Source organism: Streptomyces sp. NPDC019890, assembly GCF_044903445.1.
GTDB lineage: Bacteria > Actinomycetota > Actinomycetes > Streptomycetales > Streptomycetaceae > Streptomyces.
The window spans coordinates 41,520-66,103 of sequence record NZ_JBJDQK010000017.1 but is presented as its reverse complement, the minus strand read 5'-3'; the positions used below and the strand labels follow the sequence as shown (position 1 = coordinate 66,103).

The 24,584-nt window shown below is 70.5% G+C and carries 22 protein-coding genes; 8 read left to right on the top strand and 14 right to left on the bottom strand.

What is annotated here, in order from left to right:
- Nucleotides 1–173: 173 nt before the first annotated feature.
- The 7 genes from ACI2LP_RS31355 to ACI2LP_RS31325 form a co-directional block, all read right to left on the bottom strand.
- Nucleotides 174–959 carry an ABC transporter ATP-binding protein gene (locus ACI2LP_RS31355; protein WP_360866007.1) on the bottom strand — a complete coding sequence of 262 codons (786 nt, stop codon included), beginning with the start codon at nucleotides 957–959 and terminating at the stop codon, nucleotides 174–176.
- Entirely contained in the window at nucleotides 952–1,884 is a 933-nt protein-coding gene (locus ACI2LP_RS31350; RefSeq protein WP_404727916.1) for an ABC transporter permease, read from the bottom strand. The genes ACI2LP_RS31355 and ACI2LP_RS31350 overlap by 8 nt, the downstream gene beginning before the upstream one ends.
- 100 nt (nucleotides 1,885–1,984) lie before the next feature.
- Nucleotides 1,985–2,869, bottom strand: coding sequence for a glycosyltransferase family 2 protein (locus tag ACI2LP_RS31345; protein ID WP_404727915.1), 885 nt, complete (start codon nucleotides 2,867–2,869; stop codon nucleotides 1,985–1,987).
- Nucleotides 2,866–3,645, bottom strand: coding sequence for a CDP-alcohol phosphatidyltransferase family protein (locus ACI2LP_RS31340; RefSeq protein WP_404727914.1), 780 nt, complete (start codon nucleotides 3,643–3,645; stop codon nucleotides 2,866–2,868). The genes ACI2LP_RS31345 and ACI2LP_RS31340 overlap by 4 nt, the downstream gene beginning before the upstream one ends.
- Entirely contained in the window at nucleotides 3,623–4,684 is a 1,062-nt protein-coding gene (locus tag ACI2LP_RS31335; RefSeq protein WP_404727913.1) for an iron-containing alcohol dehydrogenase family protein, read from the bottom strand. The genes ACI2LP_RS31340 and ACI2LP_RS31335 overlap by 23 nt, the downstream gene beginning before the upstream one ends.
- Complete coding sequence (locus ACI2LP_RS31330) at nucleotides 4,672–5,421, bottom strand: sugar phosphate nucleotidyltransferase (RefSeq protein WP_404727912.1); 750 nt, start codon at nucleotides 5,419–5,421, stop codon at nucleotides 4,672–4,674. Before ACI2LP_RS31330 ends, ACI2LP_RS31335 begins: the two co-directional genes overlap by 13 nt.
- Nucleotides 5,418–7,292: a DUF5941 domain-containing protein gene (locus ACI2LP_RS31325; RefSeq protein WP_404727926.1), complete on the bottom strand. Its 1,875-nt coding sequence runs from the start codon at nucleotides 7,290–7,292 to the stop codon at nucleotides 5,418–5,420. Before ACI2LP_RS31325 ends, ACI2LP_RS31330 begins: the two co-directional genes overlap by 4 nt.
- Nucleotides 7,293–7,538: 246 nt before the next feature.
- On the opposite strand from ACI2LP_RS31325, the gene galE reads away from it, so the two are divergent.
- From galE to idi, 3 genes are all read left to right on the top strand, one after another.
- Complete coding sequence (galE, locus tag ACI2LP_RS31320; RefSeq protein WP_404727911.1) at nucleotides 7,539–8,522, top strand: UDP-glucose 4-epimerase GalE; 984 nt, start codon at nucleotides 7,539–7,541, stop codon at nucleotides 8,520–8,522.
- A 144-nt stretch (nucleotides 8,523–8,666) separates the two neighbouring features.
- Nucleotides 8,667–9,608, top strand: coding sequence for a cation diffusion facilitator family transporter (locus ACI2LP_RS31315; RefSeq protein ID WP_404727910.1), 942 nt, complete (start codon nucleotides 8,667–8,669; stop codon nucleotides 9,606–9,608).
- Nucleotides 9,609–9,775: 167 nt separating this feature from the next.
- Complete coding sequence (gene idi / locus ACI2LP_RS31310) at nucleotides 9,776–10,378, top strand: isopentenyl-diphosphate Delta-isomerase (RefSeq protein WP_404727909.1); 603 nt, start codon at nucleotides 9,776–9,778, stop codon at nucleotides 10,376–10,378.
- Nucleotides 10,379–10,432: 54 nt separating this feature from the next.
- Here the strand turns inward: idi and ACI2LP_RS31305 are convergent, their stop codons facing one another.
- A complete protein-coding gene (locus tag ACI2LP_RS31305; RefSeq protein WP_404727908.1) occupies nucleotides 10,433–10,903 on the bottom strand; it encodes an ATP-binding protein in 471 nt (156 codons plus the stop codon).
- Nucleotides 10,904–11,094: 191 nt separating this feature from the next.
- On the opposite strand from ACI2LP_RS31305, the gene ACI2LP_RS31300 reads away from it, so the two are divergent.
- Nucleotides 11,095–11,838, top strand: coding sequence for an enoyl-CoA hydratase/isomerase family protein (locus tag ACI2LP_RS31300; RefSeq protein WP_404727907.1), 744 nt, complete (start codon nucleotides 11,095–11,097; stop codon nucleotides 11,836–11,838).
- Between the two features lie 45 nt (nucleotides 11,839–11,883).
- Here the strand turns inward: ACI2LP_RS31300 and ACI2LP_RS31295 are convergent, their stop codons facing one another.
- Nucleotides 11,884–12,528 (bottom strand): DJ-1/PfpI family protein, encoded by a 645-nt coding sequence (locus ACI2LP_RS31295; protein ID WP_404727906.1) that lies wholly within the window; start codon nucleotides 12,526–12,528, stop codon nucleotides 11,884–11,886.
- Between the two features lie 13 nt (nucleotides 12,529–12,541).
- Entirely contained in the window at nucleotides 12,542–13,513 is a 972-nt protein-coding gene (locus ACI2LP_RS31290) for a GlxA family transcriptional regulator (RefSeq protein ID WP_404727905.1), read from the bottom strand.
- A gap of 114 nt (nucleotides 13,514–13,627) precedes the next feature.
- Here ACI2LP_RS31290 and ACI2LP_RS31285 point away from each other — a divergent pair, with 114 nt between their 5' ends.
- The 3 genes from ACI2LP_RS31285 (at nucleotide 13,628) to ACI2LP_RS31275 (ending at nucleotide 17,133) form a co-directional block, all read left to right on the top strand.
- Nucleotides 13,628–14,491 carry a hypothetical protein gene (locus ACI2LP_RS31285; RefSeq protein ID WP_404727904.1) on the top strand — a complete coding sequence of 288 codons (864 nt, stop codon included), beginning with the start codon at nucleotides 13,628–13,630 and terminating at the stop codon, nucleotides 14,489–14,491.
- Nucleotides 14,492–14,552: 61 nt separating this feature from the next.
- Complete coding sequence (locus ACI2LP_RS31280; protein WP_404727903.1) at nucleotides 14,553–14,687, top strand: LPFR motif small protein; 135 nt, start codon at nucleotides 14,553–14,555, stop codon at nucleotides 14,685–14,687.
- 82 nt (nucleotides 14,688–14,769) lie between these two features.
- Nucleotides 14,770–17,133 (top strand): Tex family protein, encoded by a 2,364-nt coding sequence (locus tag ACI2LP_RS31275; RefSeq protein ID WP_404727902.1) that lies wholly within the window; start codon nucleotides 14,770–14,772, stop codon nucleotides 17,131–17,133.
- An 80-nt stretch (nucleotides 17,134–17,213) separates the two neighbouring features.
- Here ACI2LP_RS31275 and ACI2LP_RS31270 read toward each other — a convergent pair whose 3' ends face one another.
- Entirely contained in the window at nucleotides 17,214–18,851 is a 1,638-nt protein-coding gene (locus ACI2LP_RS31270) for an ABC-F family ATP-binding cassette domain-containing protein (RefSeq protein WP_404727901.1), read from the bottom strand.
- A gap of 169 nt (nucleotides 18,852–19,020) precedes the next feature.
- Entirely contained in the window at nucleotides 19,021–20,061 is a 1,041-nt protein-coding gene (locus ACI2LP_RS31265; protein WP_404727900.1) for an oxidoreductase, read from the bottom strand.
- 66 nt (nucleotides 20,062–20,127) lie between these two features.
- On the opposite strand from ACI2LP_RS31265, the gene ACI2LP_RS31260 reads away from it, so the two are divergent.
- Complete coding sequence (locus ACI2LP_RS31260; protein WP_404727899.1) at nucleotides 20,128–21,126, top strand: NAD(P)/FAD-dependent oxidoreductase; 999 nt, start codon at nucleotides 20,128–20,130, stop codon at nucleotides 21,124–21,126.
- A 31-nt stretch (nucleotides 21,127–21,157) separates the two neighbouring features.
- Here ACI2LP_RS31260 and ACI2LP_RS31255 read toward each other — a convergent pair whose 3' ends face one another.
- Complete coding sequence (locus ACI2LP_RS31255) at nucleotides 21,158–22,435, bottom strand: M14 family metallocarboxypeptidase (protein ID WP_404727925.1); 1,278 nt, start codon at nucleotides 22,433–22,435, stop codon at nucleotides 21,158–21,160.
- Nucleotides 22,435–24,429 carry a Xaa-Pro dipeptidyl-peptidase gene (locus tag ACI2LP_RS31250; protein ID WP_404727898.1) on the bottom strand — a complete coding sequence of 665 codons (1,995 nt, stop codon included), beginning with the start codon at nucleotides 24,427–24,429 and terminating at the stop codon, nucleotides 22,435–22,437. The genes ACI2LP_RS31255 and ACI2LP_RS31250 overlap by 1 nt, the downstream gene beginning before the upstream one ends.
- Nucleotides 24,430–24,584 lie beyond the last annotated feature (155 nt).

Genomic DNA, 24,584 nt, shown 5'->3' with positions numbered 1-24,584 from the left:
TCCTGGCCAACCTTCCTCCAGGGCCCGGGAATTGACCTTCACTTGACGATCCTGGCGTTCCTGTCGGCTCACGGCGAGCGCGCCGCTGTCCCTCCAGAGACGCAGAAGACCCCCGTCGGGATGCAGCGACGGGGGTCTTTCTTCGGGAGAATTCCGGGATCTTCGCGATCCGGCTACTTACCCGTTTCCTTCTCGTACGCCTTGAGGACCTCGTCGGTCGGGCCGTCCATCAGCAGCTCGCCCTTCTCCAGCCACAGGACGCGGTCACAGGTGTCCCTGATCGAACCGAGGCTGTGACTGACCAGGAAGACCGTGCCCGCCTCCTTGCGCAGCTCACGGATGCGCTCCTCGGAGCGTCTTTGGAACTTGCGGTCGCCGGTGGCCAGCGCCTCGTCGATCATCAGGACGTCGTGGTCCTTGGCCGCGGCGATCGCGAACCGCAGCCTCGCGCCCATGCCGGAGGAGTACGTACGCATCGGCAGGGTGATGAAGTCACCCTTCTCGTTGATGCCGGAGAAGTCGACGATGTCCTGGTAGCGGTCGCGGACCTCCTCGCGGGTCATGCCCATGGCCAGACCACCGAGGATGACATTGCGTTCGCCGGTCAGATCGCCCATCAGCGCCGCGTTCACGCCGAGCAGGGAGGGCTGGCCGTCGGTGTAGACCTTGCCGCTCTCCGTCGGCAGCAGGCCCGCTATGGCCCGCAGCAGGGTCGACTTTCCGGAGCCGTTGGTGCCGATCAGGCCGATCGCCTCGCCGCGGTAGGCGGTGAAGGAGACGCCCCGTACGGCGTGCACCTTGCGCACACCGCGCGACTCGCCCTTGTCCCGCCGCAGTATGCGGCTCAGCGCGGCGGTGGCGCTGCCCTTGCCGCCGCTGCTGCCGTGCACCCGGTAGACGATGTGCACATCGTCGGCGATGACGGTCGGGACACGTCCCGGAATCTTGTCTTCAGCCACGGCCGTACCGTTCCTCAGCCTTCCAGAAGTACACGAACCCCAAGACGCCGAACAGGATCGCCCAGCCGATCGCGAACGCCCAGACGTGCGGCGGCAGATTCTCGGATCCGTAACCGTCGATGAGCCCGAAACGGATGAGATCCATATAGATGGCCGCCGGGTTCCACTGGAGCACATCGGCGATCCATGACGGCTTGCCCTTGAGCATCACCGGGATGGAGAACATCACGCCGGACGCGTACATCCAGGTCCGCATGATGAACGGCATCAGCTGGGCAAGGTCGGGGGTGTTGCTGCCCAGCCTGGCCATCATCAGCGCAAGGCCGGTGTTGAACACGAACTGGAGAGCCAGCGCCGGAATGATCAGCAGCCAGGACAGCGACGGATAGCTGCCGAAGGCGATCGCGATCACGAACAGCACGATCATCGAGAACAGCAGCTGCTGGAGCTGCTGGAGCGCGAAGGAGATCGGCAGGGACGCCCGCGGGAAGTGCAGCGCCCGTACGAGCCCGAGATTGCCCGAGATCGCCCGGACCCCCGCCATCACCGAACTCTGGGTGAAGGTGAAGACGAACACACCCGTCACCAGAAACGGAATGAAGACCTCGTTGGAGATCCCCTTCTTCGTCCCCAGGATCAGCGCGAAGATCAGGTAGTACACGAGCGCATTGAGCAGTGGGGTCGCCACCTGCCACAGCTGGCCCAGCTTCGCCTGGGCGTACTGGGCCGTCAGCTTGGCCTGCGAGAAGGCCAGGATGAAGTGGCGCCGGCTCCACAGCTGCCTGATGTACTCGACGAGCCCCGGTCGGGCACCGCTCACCGACAGGCCGTACTTGGCGGCGAGATCCGCCGAGGACACGCCGTCGTCGGGAGATGGCGGGGCGCTCATTACGATCACACCACCGTCATGGGTTGTGTCAGTCACAAGTTGAAACTTTCGTGTTCAAGATGCGCGGCAGTTCGGGGCGCGGCTTCGTACCTCGCCGGGTCCCGAGGTACGTCCGATGGTCTCAGAACCGAGCTTGTCAGATGACCGGAGGTCGGCCCAGTCGGGTGAGCCGCCATACCGTACGCCACTTCATGGGCCGGCGGGGACCGCACGGCGTCTGCCAGCCCTCCTTGAAGCCGGAGAACCAGGCCTTCAGGGCCGGCAGCGAGGGGCGGCGCAGGAGCGTGAGGAGCACCCAGACACCGAGGTAGACGGGGACCAGGGGCGCGGGCAGATTCCGGCGGGCGAGCCAGACCCGGTTGCGGGCCACCATGCGGTGGTAGACCGCATGCCGGGACGGGGGCATCGTCGGGTGGAACAGCACCATGTCCGAGCGGTAGTCGATCGCCCAGCCCGCGTCCAGTGCCCGCCAGGCGAGGTCCGTCTCCTCATGGGCGTAGAAGAACTCGTCGGGCAGCGCGCCGACCTCGGCGAGCACCGTCGTCCGCACGGCGTTGGCGCCGCCGAGAAACGTTGTCACGCGCGAGGAGCGCATCGGGTCGGAGGCACGCAGTCGCGGGACGTGACGGCGCTGTGTGAGCCCGGTCTCAGGGTCGGCGATGCGGAAGCTGACGATGCCCAGCTTCGGATCGGCCTCGAAGGCCTCGCGCACCAGCCGGCCGGTGTCGGTGTTCGGCAGCAGGCCGTCGTCGTCGAGGAAGAGCAGCACGTCGACGTCGGAGCCGGACGGGCCGAAGGCCTCGATGCCGACGTTGCGGCCGCCGGGGATGCCCAGGTTGTCGGGCAGGTCCACGGTGCGCACACCCTCGGGGACATCGGTCACGGGGGCGCCGTTGCCGACGACGACCACCTGGATCGGGTCGCCGTCCTGCTTGGCGACCGAATCGAGGAGGGCGCGCAGATCGTCGGGGCGGTTGCCCATGGTGATGATGACCGCGCCGAGCTTCATCGGGCCGCTCATTTCAGCCTGCTGGAGGCCAGGATGGACACGAGGTGCAGCAGCGTCTGGAGCAGCGCGATGCCGGCCAGCACGGCGACGCCGAGGCGCGTGAAGAACAGGTCGTCCCGGACCGCGTCCAGGACGGCGAGCACCAGGATGAGCAGGGACGCCTCGATGCCGAGGACGAGCCGGTGGAACTTCAGCGCGGCGGCGGCCCGGCGGGCCAGTGCCATGCCGGACGAGCGCGGCTCTGCTGCCGCTTCCTTGACCGGCGGCAGCCCGCCCTGATGGCGGGCGACCCCGACCAGGTCGGTCTCGGCCTTGATCAGGATCGCGCCGAGCGCGGCGAGGGTGCCCAGGAAGGCCCACAGCCAGTCGATCGGCCCGGGGCCCCACAGGTCGGCGGCGCGCAGGCCGAAGCCGACCAGGACCGCCGCGTCGCACAGGTAGGCACCGACGCGGTCCAGGTACACGCCGGAGAGCGAGAACTGCTTCTTCCAGCGGGCGACCTCGCCGTCGACGCAGTCCAGCAGCAGATAGAGCTGGACCGCCACGACGCCGAGGACGGCGCCCCAGATGCCCGGCACGAGCAGGGCCGGGGCCGCGAGGACACCGCAGAGGGTCATCAGGTACGTCAGCTGGTTCGGCGTGACGTTCGTGGTGACCAGGCGGCGGGTGATGCGCAGAGAGATCTCGCGCATGTACAAGCGGCCGCCCCAGTGCTCGCCGCTTCGCCGGTCCTTCACGCCCTCCGGGTGAACGACCGGACGGAGTTCAGCTACTGATGGTCTTGGCATAGTCGGCGTACGCGTCCCTGATCTGATCGGTGGTGAGGTCAAGGTGCTCGAGGATGGTGAAGCGGCCCGGACGAGTCTGCGGTGCGTACTCCACGGCCGCGACGAACTCGTCGACGGAGAACCCGATTTCGTCGGGCAGCACCGGCAGGCCGTGTCTGCGCAGCACCTCGGCGAAGAGTCCCGCCTTGTCGCGGGCCCCCCGCAGATGCATGGCGAAGGCGGCCCCCAGGCCGACCTGCTCGCCGTGGCTGGCGGCCCGCTGGGGATGGAGCAGGTCGAAGGCGTGGCTGATCTCGTGGCAGGCGCCGGACGCGGGCCGGGTGTCCCCGCTGATCGAGATCGCGATGCCGGTCAGCACGAGGGACTCGGCGAGCACGGTGAGGAAATCGTCGTCGCCGACGCCTCCGGGGTGGCGCAGTACGGCTTCGCCGGCCGTGCGGGCCATCGCGGCCGCGAGCCCGTCCACCGGCTCGGCGTTGACCTGGTGGGACAGCTCCCAGTCCGCGATCGACGAGAGGTTGGAGATCGCCTCGCCGATGCCCGAACGTACGAAACGGACGGGGGCCTCACGGATCACATCGAGGTCGATGACGATCGCGATCGGGTTCGGGACACCGTAGGAGCCACGGCCGTTGTCGTTGTCCAGCGTTGCGACGGGCGAGCACAGACCGTCGTGCGAGAGGTTCGTGGCGACGGCCACCATCGGCAGACCGACCCGCGCCGCGGCGTACTTCGCCACATCGATGATCTTGCCGCCGCCGAGGCCGACCACGGCGTCGAAGCGCTTGCCCTTTATGTCGTCGGCGAGCTTGACCGCGGAGTCGATGTTGCCGTCGGCGATCTCGAACCAGGTGGCGCCCGGGAGCACCGGCGAAAGCCGCTCGCGCAGCGCCTGGCCGGAGCCGCCGCTGATCGCGATCGCCAGCTTGCCGGAACCGGAGATCCGCTGGTCGGCGAGGAGGCCGGCCAGGTCGTCCAGCGCGCCGGCGTTGATGTCGACGACGACCGGGGACGGGATGAGCCGGGTCAGTACAGGCACGCGATCTCACGGCCCTTCGCGAGGTCGTCGTGGTTGTCGATCTCGACCCACTTCACGTCCCCGATCGGAGCCACGTCCACGGTGAAGCCGCGGTTGACGAGCTCCTGGTAGCCGTCCTCGTAGTACAGGTCGGGGTCGCGCTCGAAGGTGGCCTTCAGCGCGTCCGCGAGCGCGTCGGCGGCCTCGGGCTCGATGAGGGTGACGCCGATGTACTCGCCGGTGGCGGTGGCCGGGTCCATCAGCTTGGTGATCCGCCGGACACCCTTGTCGCCGTCCGTGATCACCTTCATCTCCTCGTCGGCGAGCTGCTTCACCGTGTCGAGGGCGAGGATGATCTTCTGGCCGTTGCCGCGGGCGTCGAGCAGGGTCCGCTCGACGGAGACCGGGTGGACGGTGTCGCCGTTGGCGAGGATCACACCCTGCCTCAGGATGTCACGGGCGCACCACAGGGAGTAGGCGTTGTTCCACTCCTCGGCCTTTTCGTTGTCGACGAGGGTGAGCTTCAGGCCGTACTTCGCCTCCAGAGCCGCCTTGCGCTCGTAGACGGCCTCCTTGCGGTAGCCGACGACGATCGCAGCCTCGGTGAGCCCGATCTCGGCGAAGTTCCCGAGGGTGAGGTCGAGGACGGTGATGGACCCGTCTGCCGCAGGGTCCACCGGCACGAGGGCCTTCGGAAGCGTGTCGGTGTAAGGGCGAAGACGCCGTCCGGCACCGGCTGCCAGTACGAGGCCGATCATGCGGGTTCTCCTTCGTCATGTACGGCGGGTGCTGCGGAGGACACCCAGAAGCGGATGCTCTCCACCAGCACCACGAGTGCGACGGCCACAGCGAGGGCCGTCAGCGCGGTGGTGAAGTCTGTGTCGGTGACCAGGGCGGCCAGCAGTGCGACTGCCAGAACCCGCCCCTCGTGCCCGCCGATCGCCCGCACCAGCCAGTGCGGGGGCGCGCCGGTACCGCCGCGGATGCGGTACACGGTGTCGTAGTGATGGTAGGCGACGGCCGCCACCAGACCGAAGGCCGCGGGCAAGGCGCCGTTCACCTCGGCACGGGCGGCGAGCGCCAGGACGGTGCCGTATTCGGCGGCCCGGAACACCGGCGGGACGAGCCAGTCGAGGGCGCCCTTGAGGGGGCGGGCGACCGCGAGCGCCGAGGTGGCGGCGTAGACCACGGCGGCGAGGACCGGCCAGATGGAGCCGTAGTCCGAGAGGGCCGCGGCAGCCACCAGGACCGCACCGCCCGCCAGCGCGATCGCGGGCGGCAGCAGCGCGGGGAGCCTCTGCGCGGCCGCCTTGAACCGGCGGGCGAGGCTTTCTGCGAGCGGGCCGGAGTCGGCGAGATCCGCGAGCGCCTGAGCGGCACGGTCCGTCCGGCGGGCCTTGCGGGTCAGCGAGCGCAGGACGCGGCCCGCCGTGGTGTACGTCGCGGCGAAGGCACAGCCGATCAGCAGGGCGTAGAAGACGATCCGGGGCGTGGTCACGGCCGTCAGCACGGCGATCATGGCCCAGCGCTCGCCGATGGGCAGCACGATCATCCGGCGCACCCAGACCGTCCAGCCGACGCTGTCGAGTCTGTCGGACAGGGCGGCGGTGGGGCTTGTGTTGGAGACCGCGTCGTGGTTCGCCTCGTTGAAGGAGAAGTCCACGACATGGCGGCAGGTCTGCAGCACCATCGCGCCGAGTGCCAGCGCCCATACGTCGTCGCCACTGCGGGCGGCGCCGAGGGCGAGGCCCGCGTAGTACGCGTACTCCTTGGCCCGGTCGAAGGTCGCGTCCAGCCAGGCGCCCATCGTCGAGTACTGGAGCGAATAGCGGGCGAGCTGTCCGTCGGTGCAGTCCAGGACGAAGGAGAAGAGCAGCAGCAGGCCCGCCGCGACGTAACCGGCGCGGGTGCCGGTGGCAGCGGCGGCTGCCGCTATCAGCGCCGTGAGCAGTGAGGCGGTGGTGACCTGGTTGGGGGTCAGCCCGCGGCGGGCGCACCAGCGGGCGAGATAGCGGGAGTACGGGCTGATGCAGAAGGTCGTGAAGAAGCCGTCGCGGGCCTTCACGGCGGAGCGCAGCCGTACGGCCTCGTCGTCGACCGCCTCGACGGCCTGCCGGGCCTCGTTACGGGCCTGGGGGTCACCGGGCACGCTCGCGACGAGTGATCCCAGCTCGGGCCGGTGCACGGTGGTGCCGTCGGCGTCGAGAGCAGCGGCGAGCGCGTCGGGCACCACGGCCGTCCCGGCGGCACCGGGCCGCACCACGGCCTGGACGGCGGACAGAGCGTCGTCCGACGCGCCATTGGACGGTGTGGGCCGGTTCACGTCGCTGCCCGCCGTGGTCGCGAGGGCCCGGGTCAGTGCGGCCCGCGCCGCGGGCTGCACCGTCAGCGCGCCCGTGACCGCGGCCGCGGGAAAGCGGGGGTCCGTCAGCGCGAGCCGCAGGGCGTGGACGTGCCCGACGAAGTGCGGGTCGACGACGGCAACGCGGTCGGCGCCCGGCACGGCGGCGATCAGCGCCGAGACGTCCTCGGCGCGGGAGGCAACCCGTACGTCGAAGCCCAGCGACCGCAGATCGCCCTCGAGCGACGATCCGGGTACCGGCGGACCGGTGAGGATGGCGGTCGACAGACGAACTCACTCCTTGGCGCTGAGGGTGCGGGTGCGCGGCGGCTCGGCCGTATACGGGCGGCGGCTCGTCGGCAGAGGCTATCGGATGTACGGAAGCGGGAGTTCACTGGCCGTTTACGCCCCGCTCGGCCTGGCTGCAAGCCCCACGGGGCCTGCGGAGATCATCATCGTCGATCAGTACCTCGCCCTACAAACTCGCTACCTCGCCCCACAAACCACGGCTGCCCAGCGCATAGGCTGGCGGGCATGACTTGGCTGATCACAGGTGGAGCGGGGTACATCGGCGCGCATGTGGCGCGGGCCATGACGGCGGCGGGCGAGCGGGTCGTGGTGCTCGACGACATGTCGTCGGGCGTCGCCGAGCGGCTGCCGAAGGAGATCACGCTCGTGCGCGGGGGGATCCTGGACCGGGAGCTGCTCGACCGCACGCTCGCGGAGCACGGGGTGAGCGGAGTCGTACATCTCGCGGCGAAGAAGCAGGTCGGGGAGTCCGTCGAGCAGCCGCTGCGCTACTACCGGGAGAATGTGCACGGCTTGACCGTGCTGCTGGAGGCGGTCGTCGCGGCCGGTGTGCGGCGCTTCCTGTTCTCCTCGTCGGCGGCGGTGTACGGGGTGCCCGAGATGGAGCTGATCCCCGAGTCCGCTCCGTGCGAGCCGATCAATCCGTACGGCGAGACCAAGCTGGCGGGCGAGTGGCTGGTACGGGCCACGGGCCGGGCGCACAACCTGTCCACGGCCTGTCTGCGCTACTTCAATGTGGCGGGTGCCGGCGAGCCGGAGCTGGCCGACACCGGAGTGTTCAACATCATCCCGATGTTCTTCGACCGGATCAGCCGCGGTGAGGCCCCGCGGATCTTCGGCGCCGACTATCCGACCCCGGACGGCACATGCATCCGGGACTACATCCATATCGCGGATCTGGCCGATGCCCATCTCGCCGTGGCCCGCAGGCTCGCCGAGCAGGACGGCGGCGAGGATCTGACGGTCAACATCGGCCGCGGAGTCGGTGTCTCGGTGCGCGAGCTCGCCGATCTGGTGGCGGAGATCACCGGGTACGGCGAGGAGCCGGTGATCGAGTCGCGCCGTCCCGGCGATGCCGCGAAGGCCGTCGCCTCGGTCGATCTGATCGCCAAGGAGCTGGGCTGGACGGCCTCGCGCGGGGTACGCGAGATGGTCGAGTCGGCCTGGCAGGGCTGGTGTCTGCGGCATCCCCGAGCGGACGCGAACTGATCTTGTCAGCGTCCTGACCTGCGGGTCGTTTCCGCAGGTCAGGCGATATGACAACGGTGTTCAGTGCCGTGTTGCCCGATACCCCCCACCCGTAGTTGACTGAGGTCTCGGCAGTCACGTCCGACAACCAGGGAGGCGTCCCTCATGGGGGCTGGGCACGACCACGGGCATTCGCACGGCGGACCGCCGCCGACCGGCACCGCGGCCGCTGCCTACACGGGACGGCTGCGTATTGCGCTGTCCATCACGCTGGGCGTGATGGTCGTGGAGATCGTCGGCGGCGTCCTGTCCGACTCGCTCGCGCTGATCGCCGACGCCGCCCACATGGCCACGGACGGCGTGGGGCTGGCGATGGCGCTGCTGGCGATCCACTTCGCCGGCCGGCCCGCCGTCGGGAACCGCACCTTCGGCTATGCGCGCGCCGAGATCCTCGCCGCGCTCGCCAACTGTCTGCTCCTGCTCGGTGTCGGCGGCTATCTGCTGTACGAGGCGGTGCAGCGCTTCATCACTCCTGCCGAGACCCGGGGCTGGCTGACGATCGCGTTCGCCCTGGTCGGCCTGATCGCCAATATGGTCTCGCTCTCGCTGCTGGTGCGCGGTCAGCAGGACAGCATCAATGTGCGCGGGGCGTATCTGGAGGTCCTCGCGGACGCCCTCGGCTCGTTCACCGTGCTGGTCTCGGCCGGCATCATCCTCGCCACCGGCTGGCTGCCCGCCGACCCCATCGCGTCCCTGATCATCGGACTGATGATCGTGCCGCGCACCTGGAAGCTGCTGCGCGAGACGCTCAACGTCCTGCTGGAGGCGGCCCCGAAGGGCGTCGACATGGGCGAGGTGCGGGCGCACATAGTCGCGCTGCCGGGAGTGGAGGGCGTACACGATCTGCACGCCTGGACGATCACCTCCGGGATGCCGGTGCTCTCCGCGCATGTGGTGGTCAGCCAGGACGTCCTGGACGCGGTCGGGCACGAGAAGATGCTGCACGATCTGCAGGGGTGCCTCGGGGACCACTTCGATGTGGAGCACTGCACGTTCCAGCTGGAGCCGGTCGGCCATGCGGAGCACGAGGCCAAGCTCTGTCACTGAAGGCGGTTCGGTGACACACCGACAGGCACGATCACCAGTCGGCGGCCTTCGGCGTCCGAGGCGCGGCGGCGGACATGCCGGGGCGACTGCCGAAGTGCGGACAAGCCGCTTTTGTACGGCAGACTGGGCAGGCCCCGCAGGGCCGAGGACCGATGCGAAGGATGGTTATGCCGACCTCACCAGCCACCACAGGGAACAGTTCGTCGAGCGGCACCCCCCAAGCGCCCCCAGCGATCCTGCTCGAGCTGGTCGACGAGCACGGCAACACCATCGGCACGGCGGAGAAGCTGGCCGCGCATCAGGCGCCGGGTCAGCTGCACCGGGCGTTCTCCGTGTTCCTCTTCGACGAGCTCGGGCGGCTGCTGGTGCAGCGCCGGGCGCTCGGCAAGTACCACTCCCCCGGCGTCTGGTCGAACACCTGCTGCGGCCACCCCTACCCCGGTGAGGCCCCCTTCGCTGCGGCCGCGCGGCGTACGCAGGAGGAGCTCGGGATCTCGCCCTCGCTGCTCGCCGAGGCGGGCACGGTCCGCTACAACCACCCGGACCCGAGCTCTGGCCTGGTGGAGCAGGAGTACAACCACCTCTTCGTGGGTCTGGTGCAGGCTCCGCTGCGGCCGGACCCGGAGGAGGTCGGCGAGACGGCGTTCGTCACGCCGAAGGAGCTGGCGGACCGGCATGCGCAGGCGCCGTTCTCGGCGTGGTTCATGACCGTGCTGGACGCGGCGCGTCCGGCGATCAGGGAGCTCACGGGGCCGTCCGGCGGCTGGTGAAACGGCTCGGGAAACGGCCGGGGGGCGCTGGGAGGAGCTGCCCGGCGCGGCGCTCTACAGGGTCGCGGTGCCGTCGGTCGGCCGCAGCGGCAGCGCGGCCCAGATGATCTTTCCGCCGCTCGCGGTGTGCTCGACGTCGCAGGTCCCGCCGGCCTCGAAGGTCATCTCCCGTACGAGCAGCAGACCGCGGCCGCCGGTCTGCGCGTAGTCCGCCTCCAGCGCCTTGGGGCGGTAGGGGTGGTTGTCCTCCACGGACACCCGGACCCACTCCGCGCCGATGGCCACCTCCACGGCGATCTCGGGTGAGAGCAGGGCCGCATGCCGTACGGCATTGGTCACCAGCTCGGAGACGATCAGCAGCAGCCCCTGAACGGTGTCGTCATGGACGGGCACGCCCTGACGATTCAGCAGATCTCTTACGGCGTGTCGGGCCTGTGGGACGGACACGTCGATGGCGGGAGCGGTGAATCGCCACACACCCTCGTACGACAGTGGCCGGGCCGGGACGCTCCCGCGGCTCTCCATAGTCCGGCACCACCCTCGGCTCGACCGCCACTGACCATCGAGTAATAAGTGTTGGGAGCCGGTTGGTCCGTACCGGGCCGCTGACCAGAAATCTGCGCATATCGACGCCTTCTGACCGCCGGTGTATGCCCGCGTCAGTTGTGGACCCCTTCTTGATCGCAGGTTCGACCACGGCAGATAGCATCCGGCTCATGGAGCCGCAGCTGGACCATTCGGTCGCAGACGGGATCGCCACCGTCGTCATCAGCAACCCCGCCAAGCGCAACGCGATGACGGCGGACATGTGGCGAGCGCTGCCAGGGCTGCTCGGGGAGCTGGCCGCGGACCGCGAGGTGCGGGCGCTGGTGCTGACCGGCGCGGGCGGGACGTTCTGCGCCGGGGCCGACATCTCCACGCTGCGTGAGCCGGGCGACGAGCAGCAGTCGCTCGCGGTACATGCCGAGGAGGCCTTGGCGGCCTTTCCCAAGCCGACGCTCGCGGCCGTGCGCGGCTACTGCGTGGGAGGCGGCAGCCAGCTGGCCGCGGCCTGCGATCTGCGGTTCGCCGCCGAGGGCGCGCTCTTCGGCGTCACTCCGGCGAAGCTCGGGATCGTGTATCCGGCGTCGTCGACCCGGCGGCTGGTCTCGCTGGTGGGACCCGCGGCCGCCAAGTACCTTCTGTTCTCGGGCGAACTGATCGACACGGAGCGGGCGCTGCGCACGGGCCTGGTGGACGAGGTGCTGCCCGTGGGTGAACTCGACAAGCGGGTGGCCGAGTTCACCCGGGTGCTGGTGTCGCGCTCACTGCTCACTCAGGCGGCCGCCAAGGAGTTCGCGACGGGCCGGAGAGACCGCGACGCGCACTGGGCGGAGCAGGCGCGCGGCAGCGGCGACACCGCGGAGGGAGTCGCCGCCTTCCTGGAGCGGCGCGCGCCGCGCTTCACCTGGTCCGTGTGACCGTCGTCATTGCGACAGTCGTCCGAGTGACTGTCCTTGCGCCCCTCAGTCCTGCGCGGCCATGATCTGCTCCGCCTCCCCGCGCCAGTACGCCACGATCTGCGCCGGGGCCTTCTCCGGCGAGCCCGCGTCGTACGGCGGCTGCGGGTCGTACTCGGTCAGCAGCTGAACGGTCTGGGCCACCTCGTCACCGCCGATCCGGCCGAGCAGATGCAGGGCCATGTCGATGCCGGACGAGACACCGGCAGCCGTGACGTACTTGCCGTCGAAGACGACGCGCTCCCCGGTCGGCTCGGCGCCGAAGGGCACCAGACCGTCGAGAAACAGCCAGTGCGAGGTGGCCCGGCGGCCCTTGAGGAGGCCTGCCGCGGCGAGCACGAGGGAGCCGCTGCACACGGAGGTCGTCCAGGTGCTGGTGGCGTCGGCGGTGCGGACCCAGTCGAGGACGGCTTCGTCCACCATGGCCCGGCGCGTGCCGGGGCCGCCCGGGATCAGGAGAATGTCCGGAGCGGGCACCTCCGTCATGGCGCGTTCGGCGACCAGGGAGAGGCTGCCCTGGTCGCCGAGGACGGGACCGGCCTCCTTGGCGACGAACACCGTCTCGGCGCCGGGCAGCCGGCCGAGCAGTTCGTACGGTCCCACGGCGTCGAGGGTGGTGAAGCGGTCGTAGAGCAGGATCGCGATCTGCATCGGGCAGGCCCTTTCAGAGGGTGGGTTGCAGGGGGGCGTGGAAGCGGCGGCGGTACTCCGCCGGTGCGGTGCCCAGCGCCTTGACGAAGGCGCGGCGCATCGCCTCGGGTGTGCCGTAGCCGGCGGCCCGCGAGACCTCCTCCACGCCGTCGGCGGTGTCCTCGAGCAGGCGTCTGGCGTGTTCGAGCCGTACGCGCTCGACATAGCGCCCGGGCGTCATCCCCGTCTCGGCCTGGAAGGCGCGGGCGAAGTGCCGCGGTGAGAGCCGGGCGCGGTCGGCCAGCGACTCGACCGACAGGTCGTGGTCGGGGTGCTCGGTGACCCACTGCTGGACCTCGCGCAGTGGCTCCCGTCGCGCCGTCTGGGCGGCGAGCTGGGCACTGAACTGTGCCTGGCTGCCCGGGCGTCTGAGGAATACGACCAGATGGCGGGCGACGGTGAGCGCGACATCCCGGCCGTGGTCCTCCTCGACCAGGGCGAGCGCGAGGTCGATGCCCGCGGTGACGCCGGCGGAGGTGGCGACTCTTCCGTCGCGTACGAAGATCGGGTCCGGGTCGACGTCGACGGCCGGGTATGTGCGGGCGAGATGGTCGCAGGTGGCCCAGTGCGTGGTGGCCCGGTGGCCGTCGAGCAGTCCGGCTTCGGCCAGCAGCAGGGCTCCGGTGCAGACAGAGACAAGGCGCTCGGCGCGCGGGCCGTTGGCTCGGAGCCAGTCGATCAGCCCAGGGTCGGGCCTGCGCGTGCCCTCGCCGCCGGGAACGAGGAGCGTGTACGGCCCGGGGGCGTCGGCGAGGGTGCCGTCCGGGACGAGGGTCAGCCCGCTGGACGTGCGTACCACGGCTCCGTCGAGTGAGGCGGTGCGAATCGGGTACGCCGCCGGGTCGCCGACGACCTTGGCGGCACCGGCGAAGACCTCCACCGGGCCCGTCACATCAAGGCTCTGCACGCCGTCGAAGAGGACGACGAGTACGGATCGCTCTGTCATGGCGTCCATCCTTCGCGGGGCGAGATCTGTCCGCAATGACGAGTACCCCTCCTTTCCTGCCACTGGTGACCCGGGGGTTTCACTCCGTACCGACCAGTCGGTAACGTGCCTCGCATGAGCTCTCTGCCCGCGCGCTCCGGCCGCCGCTGTCACAACGCCCTCAACCCGTTTCACTCGACGGTCTACTTCTCGCCCGACTTCGCGAAGGAGCTCGCGCAGATCGGCATCGAGGACGCGGACGCCGCCTACTTCGCCGGGCGCGGTGCCGCGATGGGCGCGGTGGGACCGGGGACCGTCGCCGCGGCCTTCTACAACTTCAACCACGAGCTGATCGCCCGGCATCTGCCCGCCGTCTGGGACATCGCATCGCCCGAGGCCGTGCTCGAAGCCCGGCTGCGTGCCGTCGACAGCACCCTGCGGCGGCTGCTGGGCGAAGAGGTGATCGCCTCCAAGGAGCTGGCGGAGGCTGCACAGCTCGCGCTGCGCGCCGCCGAGGCGTGCACGCGGCACGCCCGGCCGCTGTACGCCGCGCACGCCGATCTGCCGGTCCCGGACGAGCCGCATCTGGCGTACTGGCATGCCGCGACCCTGCTGCGCGAGCACCGCGGCGACGGCCATCTCGCCGCGCTGCTCCTGGCCGGGCTCGACCCACTGGAGGCGCTGGTGAGCCACACCGCGACGGGCAAGGGCATGGCCGTGCGCTGGATTCTGGCCACGCGCGGCTGGCGGCGCGCCGACTGGGAGGCCGCCCAGGGACGGCTGCGCGAGCGTGGAGTGCTGGGCGCCGAGGGCGAGTTGACCGAGGACGGCGTACGGCTGCGGGAGGAGGTCGAGGAGCACACGGACCGCATCGACCTCGCTCCGTACGCGCATCTGGGGGCCGAGGGCGTCGAGCGGCTGACCGAGCTCGGGCGCGGGTTCCTGCTGGCCGCGGTGGCCGCCGGCGCGTTCCCCGCGGACCTCAGCGGCAAGGGCTGACGTTCACCCGGGTCGGCCGCGGCAACCCGGAAGGCGACAGGCACCGACTCCGGAGGCATCCATGTTCGCAGCCGTCGCCGACGTACTGCGGTCGATCGGCTCCGCGATCGCCACCGTGGTGACGCTGCCCTTCCGGGCCCCGGCCCGGCTCTTCGGCGGAGCCTCACGCGGGGGCGGCCGCACCCGCCGCGTCTGAAGCGCCACGCGACACAGCCCCCGGCCACCCGGCACAATGCACTCTCAAGCACAGCCAGCACGAGAAGGCGAGTCGGGAAACCGTGACCACGTCCATCGAAGGCAGGATCGCCGAGGAGCTCGGCGTACGCGAGCGGCAGGTGAAGGCGGCCGTCGAGCTGCTCGACGGCGGGTCGACCGTGCCGTTCATCGCGCGCTACCGCAAGGAAGCGACCGAGATGCTCGACGACGCGCAGCTGCGCACGCTCGAGGAGCGGCTGCGCTACCTGCGCGAGCTGGAGGAGCGGCGGACCGCGATCCTTGAGTCCGTACGCGAACAGGGCAAGCTGGACGCGGCCCTGGAGGCGCAGATCCGGGGCGCCGACACCAAGGCGCGCCTGGAGGACATCTATCTGCCGTTCAAGCCCAAGCGGCGTACCAAGGCGCAGATCGCGCGCGAGGCCGGCCTTGAGCCGCTCGCCGAGGGGCTGCTCGGCGATCCGTCGGTCGAGCCGCTCGCGGCTGCCGCGGCCTTCGTCGACGCCGACAAGGGCGTCGCGGACGCCGCCGCCGCTCTGGACGGCGCGCGAGCCATCCTGACGGAGCGTTTCTCCGAGGACGCCGATCTGATCGGCGAGCTGCGCGAGCGGATGTGGACGCGCGGGCGGCTGGCGGCGAAGGTGCGCGAGGGCAAGGAGGAGGCGGGCGCCAAGTTCGCCGACTACTTCGACTTCGCGGAGCCGTTCAAGGAGTTGCCCTCGCACCGGGTGCTGGCCATGTTCCGGGGCGAGAAGGAGGAAGTTCTCGACCTGGTGCTCGAGCCGGAGGAGGCCACGGACGGCCCTTCGTCGTACGAGGGTCTGGTCGCCGCGCGCTTCGGCATCGCGAACCGCGGGCGGGCCGGCGACAAGTGGCTCGCCGACACCGTGCGTTGGGCCTGGCGGACCCGGATCCTGGTGCATCTGGGCATCGACCTGCGGCTGCGGCTGCGCACGGGGGCCGAGGACGAGGCGGTGCGGGTCTTCGCCGCGAATCTGCGGGATCTGTTGCTGGCCGCCCCGGCAGGCACCCGGGCGACGCTGGGGCTCGACCCCGGTTTCCGTACGGGTGTGAAGGTCGCCGTCGTCGATGCGACCGGCAAGGTCGTCGCGACCGATGTCATTCATCCGCACGTCCCGGCGAACAGGTGGGACGAGTCGCTGGCCAAGCTGGCGCGGCTCGCCAAGGAGCACTCCGTCGATCTGATCGCGATCGGCAACGGCACGGCGTCCCGCGAGACGGACAAGCTCGCCGGTGAACTGTGCGCCAAGCACCCGGAGCTGAGCCTCACCAAGGTGATGGTCTCGGAGGCGGGCGCCTCGGTGTACTCCGCGTCCGCATTCGCCTCGCAGGAGCTGCCCGACATGGATGTGTCGCTGCGCGGCGCCGTCTCCATCGCGCGCCGCCTCCAGGACCCGCTGGCCGAGCTGGTCAAGATCGACCCCAAGTCGATCGGTGTCGGCCAGTACCAGCACGACCTGTCCGAGGTGAAGCTCTCGCGCTCGCTGGATGCGGTCGTCGAGGACTGTGTGAACGGCGTCGGCGTCGACGTCAACACCGCGTCCGCGCCGCTGCTTTCTCGTGTTTCGGGCATCGGCACCGGGCTGGCCGAGAACATCGTGGCGCACCGCGACTCGAACGGCCCCTTCCGCTCCCGCAAGTCGCTGAAGGATGTCGCGCGGCTCGGCCCGAAGGCGTACGAGCAGTGCGCCGGCTTCCTGCGGATCAGGGGTGGTGACGACCCGCTGGACGCCTCCAGCGTGCACCCGGAGGCGTATCCCGTGGTGCGGCGCATGGTGAAGACGGCGGGCGGCGAGGTCGCCTCGCTGATCGGGAACGTATCGACGCTGCGCTCGCTCCGGCCCGCGGACTATGTGGACGAGAGCTTCGGTCTGCCGACCGTGACGGACATCCTGCGGGAGCTGGAGAAGCCGGGACGCGACCCGCGGCCGGCGTTCAAGACGGCCACCTTCAAGGAGGGCGTGGAGAAGATCGGCGACCTGGCGTCCGGGATGGTCCTCGAAGGTGTGGTGACCAATGTGGCGGCGTTCGGCGCGTTCGTGGACGTCGGCGTCCACCAGGACGGTCTGGTGCATGTCTCGGCGATGTCGAAGACCTTCGTCAAGGACCCGCGGGACGTGGTGAAGCCGGGCGACGTGGTGAAGGTGAAGGTCCTCGACGTCGACATCCCGCGCAAGCGGATCTCGCTGACGCTGCGGCTGGAGGACGAGGCGGCCCCGAAGTCGGGCGTCGGCCCCGGGCAGCGGGAGCGCGGGGAGCGCGGCGGGCGTCCGCCGCAGCAGCAGCGCCGCCAGCAGGGCGGCCGCGGGGACCGTGGCGGAGATCGCCAGGGACCGCCGCCGGCGAACAGCGCGATGGCGGACGCGCTGCGGCGGGCGGGGCTTGCGGATCCCGACCGGCGTCGCTGAGACGACCGAGAGCGCAGTTGGGGCCCTGTCGCCGTTCGGCGACGGGGCCCTTTGTGCGTGTGCTGCTGTTCAGCAGGCGATCACAGTTCGGTGACCTTGCCCGCGGCCACCTCGATACGGCGCGTGGTGCGGACCGCGTCGAGCATCCGGCGGTCGTGCGTGACCAGCAGCAGCGTGCCGGTGTACGAGTCGAGCGCCGACTCGAGCTGTTCGATCGCGGGCAGGTCGAGGTGGTTCGTCGGCTCGTCCAGTACGAGGAGATTGACGCCGCGCCCCTGGAGCAGCGCCAGTGCGGCGCGGGTGCGCTCGCCGGGCGAGAGCGTGGTGGCAGGGCGCAGCACGTGCTCCGCCTTCAGGCCGAACTTGGCGAGCAGGGTGCGCACTTCCGCGGGTTCGGTCTCGGGGACGGCCGCGCAGAAGGCGTCGAGCAGCGACTCGGTGCCGTAGAACAGGCCCCGGGCCTGGTCGACCTCGCCGACCACGACGCCCGAGCCGAGCGAGGCCTGGCCCGCGTCCAGCGGAAGGCGGCCCAGCAGGGCGGCGAGCAGGGTGGACTTGCCCGCTCCGTTGGCGCCGGTGATGGCGACCCGGTCGGCCCAGTCGATCTGGAGCGAGGCCGGTCCGAAGGAGAAGTCGCCGCGCCGGACCTCGGCGCCGCGAAGGGTCGCGACGACCGAGCCGGAGCGTGGCGCGGACGCGATCTCCATCCGCAGCTCCCACTCCTTGCGGGGCTCATCGACCACATCGAGGCGCTCGATCATGCGTTGTGTCTGGCGGGCCTTCGCCGCCTGCTTCTCGCTCGCCTCGCTGCGGAACTTGCGGCCCAGCTTGTCGCTGTCCGTCGCCTTGCGGCGGGCGTTCTTGACGCCCTTGTCCATCCAGGACCGCTGCATCTGGGCCCGGCCCTCGAGCGACGCCTTCTTGTCGGCGTACTCGTCGAAGTCCTCGCGGGCGTGCCGACGGGCGGTCTCCCGCTCCTCCAGATACGCCGCGTAACCGCCGCCGTACAGGGTGATCTGCTGCTGCGCAAGATCGAGTTCGAGGACCTTGGTGACGGTGCGGGTCAGGAACTCACGGTCGTGGCTGACGACGACCGTCCCGGCGCGCAGGCCCTGTACGAAGGTCTCCAGGCGGTCGAGGCCGTCCAGGTCGAGGTCATTGGTCGGCTCGTCCAGCAGGAAGACGTCGTAGCGGGACAGCAGCAGCGAGGCGAGCCCGGCGCGGGCCGCCTGACCGCCGGAGAGCGCGGTCATCGGCAGGTCGAGCCCGATGGTCAGGCCGAGCGAGTCGGCGACCTCGTCGGCGCGTTCGTCCAGGTCCGCGCCGCCGAGGGCGAGCCAGCGCTCCAGGCTGTCGGCGTAGGCGTCGTCGGCGCCGGGCGCACCGTCGACGAGCGCCTGGGTCGCCTCGTCCATGGCGCACTGGGCGGCGGCGACGCCGGTCCTGCGGGCGAGGAAGTCCCGTACGGTCTCGCCCGGGCGGCGCTCCGGCTCCTGCGGGAGGTGGCCGACGGTGGCGGTGGGCGGGGAGAGCCTGAGCTCGCCCTGCTCGGGCCGGTCGAGTCCGGCGAGCAGGCGCAGCAGGGTCGATTTGCCCGCGCCGTTGACACCGACGAGGCCGATCACATCGCCGGGCGCGACGACGAGGTCGAGCCCGGAGAAGAGCGAGCGGTCGCCGTGTCCGGCGGCGAGGTCCTTGGCGACGAGGGTGGCAGTCATCAGATGGCCGATCCTAACGGGGGCGCCCACTCGGCCCGCCGGGGCGCCCGCGGGGCGAGGAGCTGAGGCATATCCCGTCCCTCCCCCTTCAGAGCTGCACGAGCCGCACGAGCCGCACGGGCCGCCCGCAGGGCTCGCGAGGCGATGCTGCCGGCACCACATGACGTGATCAAGCCCTTTGCGGGTGCACCACCGGCGCCACCAGCACGCTCCCCGTTGTCCGCGCCACCAGGAACGACATCCCCTTCACCGCCCGCCGGTCCAGCGGAATCAGGTGTTCACCCGGCTCCAGCATCGCGTCGAACACCTCCCGCGTGTGCGTCCGGGACAGCCGGTCCAGGCGGTACGCGACCAGCTTCACCCGGCAGGCCGAGGCGACCTCCATACGCGCAGCACCGTCGGACGCCGTCATGCGGGTCAGCCTGCGAAGCTCCAACGGGGTCCAGTCCAGGGCGTGTTCTATCTGCGCGACCAGCAGCGGGATGATCGGGGCGAGCCCCTCCACGTACGCCACCTTCGCACCCGCCGCCTCGAAAGCCCCGCGCACGGCCGCGCGTTCCGCCTTCCCCACGGCATGTCCGAAGGCCACCGCGCCATACATACGCAGCTCGTCCGCGGGGACTTGGGACGCGTCGTGCGTGATGTCCGCGCCGATGCCGATCATGCGCAGGGCCGCGGCCAGCTTGGCCAGTACGGCGACGCGCGCACCGATCAGGAGGACCCGGCGGCGGACGAGCGCCGCGTCCTCGCCGTCTGCCAGCAAGCCTTCCAGCTCCGCCCGGTACGCGTCACCGCGGAAGCGGAACGGCCCTATCCCCTGGTAGCCGTTGAGCTCCAGATCCGCCGTCTCGGAGGTCTGCCAGGCGAAGTCACGCCAGACGACATCTTCCCCGTCCCGCTCGATGACGGCCGTCACCGCGCCGCATTCGATGCCTTCGCACTCGGGACAGCCGTAAATCACGCAGCGCCCGTCCGCCAGCGGGGCGGGGGCGTCGAGCAGCAGAGTGCGCACCTGGGCGGTGAAGATCGCCGGAGGTATGTCGGAGGCAAGAGGCGAGACGGCGTCCAGGTCACAGAGCTGGAAGAGCAGCGGCCGCCCATCGACGACGAAGTCCATGAAGTCCCGGTGCACTTGATGGACACCATCCGCGAGGACTGCCCCGGCCCGCATCGCCGGCGCCAGCCCGAAGGTCGCGTATGAAGCAGACATGTCCTGAGTATTCCCACCTGTGACCTGTTCCGAGCGCGGCACACGCCGATGAGCTACGGTCCCGCCATGAGCGGCGATGTGATCGTGGTGGGCGGCGGAGTCATCGGACTGACGACCGCGATCGTCCTGGCGGAGAGCGGCCGTGGCGTTCAGCTGTGGACGCGGGACGCGGCGGACAGCACGACGTCCGCGGTGGCCGGCGCCCTGTGGTGGCCGTACCGCATCGAGCCCAAGGAGCGGGTCGGCGACTGGTCACTCGCCTCACTGCGGGTGTACGAGAAGCTCGCCGCGAACCCCGCCGAGAGTGGTGTACGCCTGGTCCCGGGCATCCAGGCCGGCGAGCGGCTGTCCGCTCTCGGCCCCTGGGCCGCCCAGGTCCAGGGACTGCGCGCGGCCCGCGCGGATGAGCTGCCCGAGGGATACACGGCAGGGCTCTGGGCCCGGATCCCGCTGATCGACATGCCGGTACATCTGGGCTGGCTGCGGCGGCGCCTCGAATCCGCGGGCGGCACGCTGCACACCCGGGCGATCGGTTCCTTCGCCGAGGCCGCGGACCGGGCGCGGGTCGTGGTCAACTGCACCGGTCTTGGCGCGCGCGAGCTGGCCGCGGACGACCAGCTGCTGCCGGTACGCGGGCAGTTGGTGCTGGTGGAGAACCCGGGGATCGAGGAGTGGTTCACCGCGGTCGACCATGCGTCGGCCGAGACGACGTACTTCTTCCCGCAGCCCGGGCGGCTGATTCTGGGCGGCACGGCGGAGGAAGGCGACTGGCGGCTCGCGCCGGATCCGGCGACGGCCGAGGAGATCATGGCGCGCTGTGCGCGGATCCGTCCGGAAATCGCGGGGGCGCGGATCCTCGGACATCGAGCCGGGCTGCGTCCGGCCAGGGCGGCCGGGGTGCGGATCGAGGCGGAGCCGCTGCCGGGCGGCGGGCTGCTGATCCACAACTACGGCCACGGCGGCGCGGGGGTGACGGTCGCCTGGGGCTGCGCCGAGGCGGCGGCCGCGCTGGCCGGACAGGCCCTTGGTTCCCCGGCCTCCGGTCGCCGGACGGGCTCCATGTGAGCCCGTCCGGCGGCTGAGGACGGGTCCGGCCTCAACAGGCGGTGACCTCTTGCGCCGATGTGAGGTGGTACGTGGCGCGCGCATCGAGCAGCAGCGGGATCAGTTCGCGCTGGGACTGACGCAGGGGTACGAACGCCCCGTCCCCGTCCGGCCTCGATCGGACTCCGTGCAGGGCCAGTTCATCCTTGACGTCCGCGTACTGCGCCGCGTCGAGGCGGTAGCCGCAGGGCGGATCCTCCAAGGTCTGCTCCGGCGTCGCCGGTTCGTTGTCGGCGCCGCCCAGATAGACCGGGCCGCGGTCTTTGAACCCGGCCAGCCGGGCGGCGGTCGTCGCGGCCCCGATCCGGCCGCGACGCTCGTCGGTGAAGGCCAAAAGGCCGTCCAGTGCGGCCAGTTGACTGTCCACCCGGCGCCGGTTGTTCAGCGCAGGGTCGGCCTTCTCCTCGTCCGTCAGGGGGTCGACCCGGCTTTCGATGAGCAGACCGAGCGCGTTCTTGACACCCGAGGCATTGCGCAGGATGCGCTCCTGGCCGTCGCCCGCGGTCTGTTTGATGGGGTCGCCGGTGACCGGGTCGGTCCAGATTCCATAGGTGCCGGTGGTGTAGCCGCCGTCGTGCGCGGCCGGGCGGACATAGCCCGCGGACAGGGTCTGCGACTCCTGGTGGACCGCGGCGTCGGTGTTGAGATTGCGCGGCCAGAGGTCGAACAGGTCCTTGTCGTAGTAGGGCGGCGTTGCACCGTACTCGTGCAAGTCGTAGATGACGTCCGGTCGTTGGTCGCGGATGACGGCGGCGAGCGCCCGTGCCTCGGCCGTCTTCAGCGCGATGTGGTCGCGGTTGATGTCCACGTCGTCGGAATTGGTACGGGTGTCGGCAGCCCGGCCGTCCGGGTTGGCGGTGGGGACGACAAGGATCCTGGTCCGGGACAGCAGCCTGCGCGTGTCGCGGTCTTTCGCGTACGCGAGATCCCGGATCGTGGTCAGACAGGCATCACGGCCCGAGGGCTCGTCGCCGTGCTGGGTGCAGACCAGCAGCACCGTGTTGGCGGCGTGCTCGGCACCGATGCGTACGAGCTGGAGCGGCCGCCCCTGCTTGGTCGTTCCGATCCGGCCGACCGAGACCCGGTCGCTGCCGCGGTCGACGGCGGCGAGGAACGACTGCTCCTCGGGCTGACTGGTCCAGCGGGCGCCGTTGCTGGTCTCGAAGCCGGTGCGCGGCAGGCCGTGCGCCGCCTCGGCCGGCACCGTGACGAGCGGCACGGCGAGCGCCGCGGCCGTGGCAGTGAGGACGAGAGCGCGGATACGGAGCATCATCGGCTGCCGCCTGAGGGGATCGGTCGGATCGGACGGGGTTCGGCCACACCGCTGAGCCGGGAGCCGCTCGGTGCGATGGACGCGGCGGACCCGGCGGTGGCACGTACGAAGGCGGGGGCGCCACCGACGATCGGCAGCTTCGCCGAGGTCCGGGCCAGATCGAGGGTGAGCGTCGGGGTGCTTGCGGGCGGGTCGATCAGATCCCGGTCCGTACCGGCGACGATCAGGGCGAGCCGGTGCCCGGCCGGGACGATGTGATCGCTCGCGTGCAGATCGAGGGTGATGGTGTACGACGTACCGGGCGTCAGCGGGCGGCCCTTGGCATCGGAGGCGTAGTTGCCGAGATCGGCCCAGCCGCGGCTGAAGACCGTGTAGCCGACGGCGGCCGTGCGCGCCTTGGTCTCCTTGAAGCAGGGACTGTCGCCCTGGGTGGCGGCTCCCCAGCAGCTGCGCTCGGTGAGCGTGGTGATGCCTTCGCCGGCGGCCGCGTAGTCGCGGATGGTGTCGGGCCCGAGGTCGACGAGGACGGCGGAGAGATGGGCGCTCGTCGTGGAGGGCGTGGCGGTGACCGTCACCTTGGAGGAGCCGGACAGGCGCAGCTCGCGGCCCAGCGGCTTGGTGACGAAGCCCGCCTTCGCGGGTGTTGAACTGTCGATCCGGGCGGCCCAGTCGGTCTCGTCCTGCGTACGGTCGTCGGTGAAGGTCTCGGTCGCGCCGGGGTCGGCCGGCTTCAGCCCGAGGATGCCGACCCCCGCCGCGGCGCCCTTGTCCGGGCGGAGGCTGGTGGTCGTGGTGGCCCGGGGCGGCCAGAGGCGGTCGGTGGACCACTGGTCGGGGGCGCGCTCGATGTCGGCCATCGGCTCACGCTCGATGCCGTTGTCGTAGCCGAGAAGGTAGTGGTCGAACCAGCGGTGCAGGGTCGGCACCCATGCGGTCCGGCGGAAGTCGAACGGGTCGACATGTCCGGTCTGGGAGAGCCAGACCTTGCGCTCCACGCCGCCCGCGGCGAGGGCGTCCCACCACTGACCGAAGTGCTTGGTGCGGACGTTGAGGTCCTGCATGCCGTGCACGGCGAAGACGCTGGCCCGGACCCGGTCCGCGGTGCGCACATAGTCGCGCTCGCTCCACAGCCCGGTCAGATCGCCGGTGCGCGGAGCCTCGTCCACCAGCCGCTTCTGGACGGCCTGGCAGCGGGCGCGGGCCTCGGGGCTCTCGACATAGTCGGAGAGCCATTCGGGTCCCGAGTCGTACAGCGGGGCGCCCTTCGCGAAGTAGTAGTCGTACCAGGAGGAGATGGCCGCGATCGGGACGATCGTCCTGAGCCCCTCGACTCCGGTGGCGGCGACGCCGTTGGCGATCGTGCCGTCGTAGCTCTTGCCGATCATCCCGGTGTCACCGTTGGTCCAGCCAGCCCGGGCGGGCACGCCGCCGGTGCGGGTGGTGTAGCCACGGGCGCGGCCGTTCAGCCAGTCGACGACGGCTTTGGCGGACTGGACGTCGGAGCGGCCGCCCACGTCGACACACCCGTCGGAACGATTGGTTCCGGCCAGGTCGACCGCGACGAAGGCATAGCCGCGCGGGACGAAGAAGTTGTCGTAGAAGAGCGGGAACTGGACAACGTTGCCGTTTGCGTCGTACGTCTTCTTCTGGCTCTCGTTGCCGCGCCCGCAGCAGGAGTAGTACGGACTGGCGTCCATGATCACGGGGATCTTGCGGCCCTGCTGGGCGGGCTCGCGCGGCCGGACGATGTCGACGGCTACGCGGTCGGTCCTGCCGTCACCGTCGCCGTCGAGACGGATGTCCACCCAGACGGACTCGCGTACCGCGTTCTCGTACGAGTAGACGGGCTTGCTCTCCCGTACGGGCTTGCTCTCCTGCACGGGCACGCTCTGTGCGCTCGTCGGGGACAGGGTCATGGCCATCAGGGCGGCCGAGGCCGCCACCACCAGCAATCTGCACGTCCAGCGGGAGCTCCCCGCGCGTTTCGGCATGGGCGGAAAGTACTCCGGTCAACTCCCCTGCGACAGAGGGCAATCAGCGCATCAGAGTGACGAGAGGGATACCCGGGTTCATGTCGGCCGAATGGCGATCACATGAAAGGCCGAACGGCGCTCCTGACTGCGGGCGGCGGGCCTGAATAGGGTTC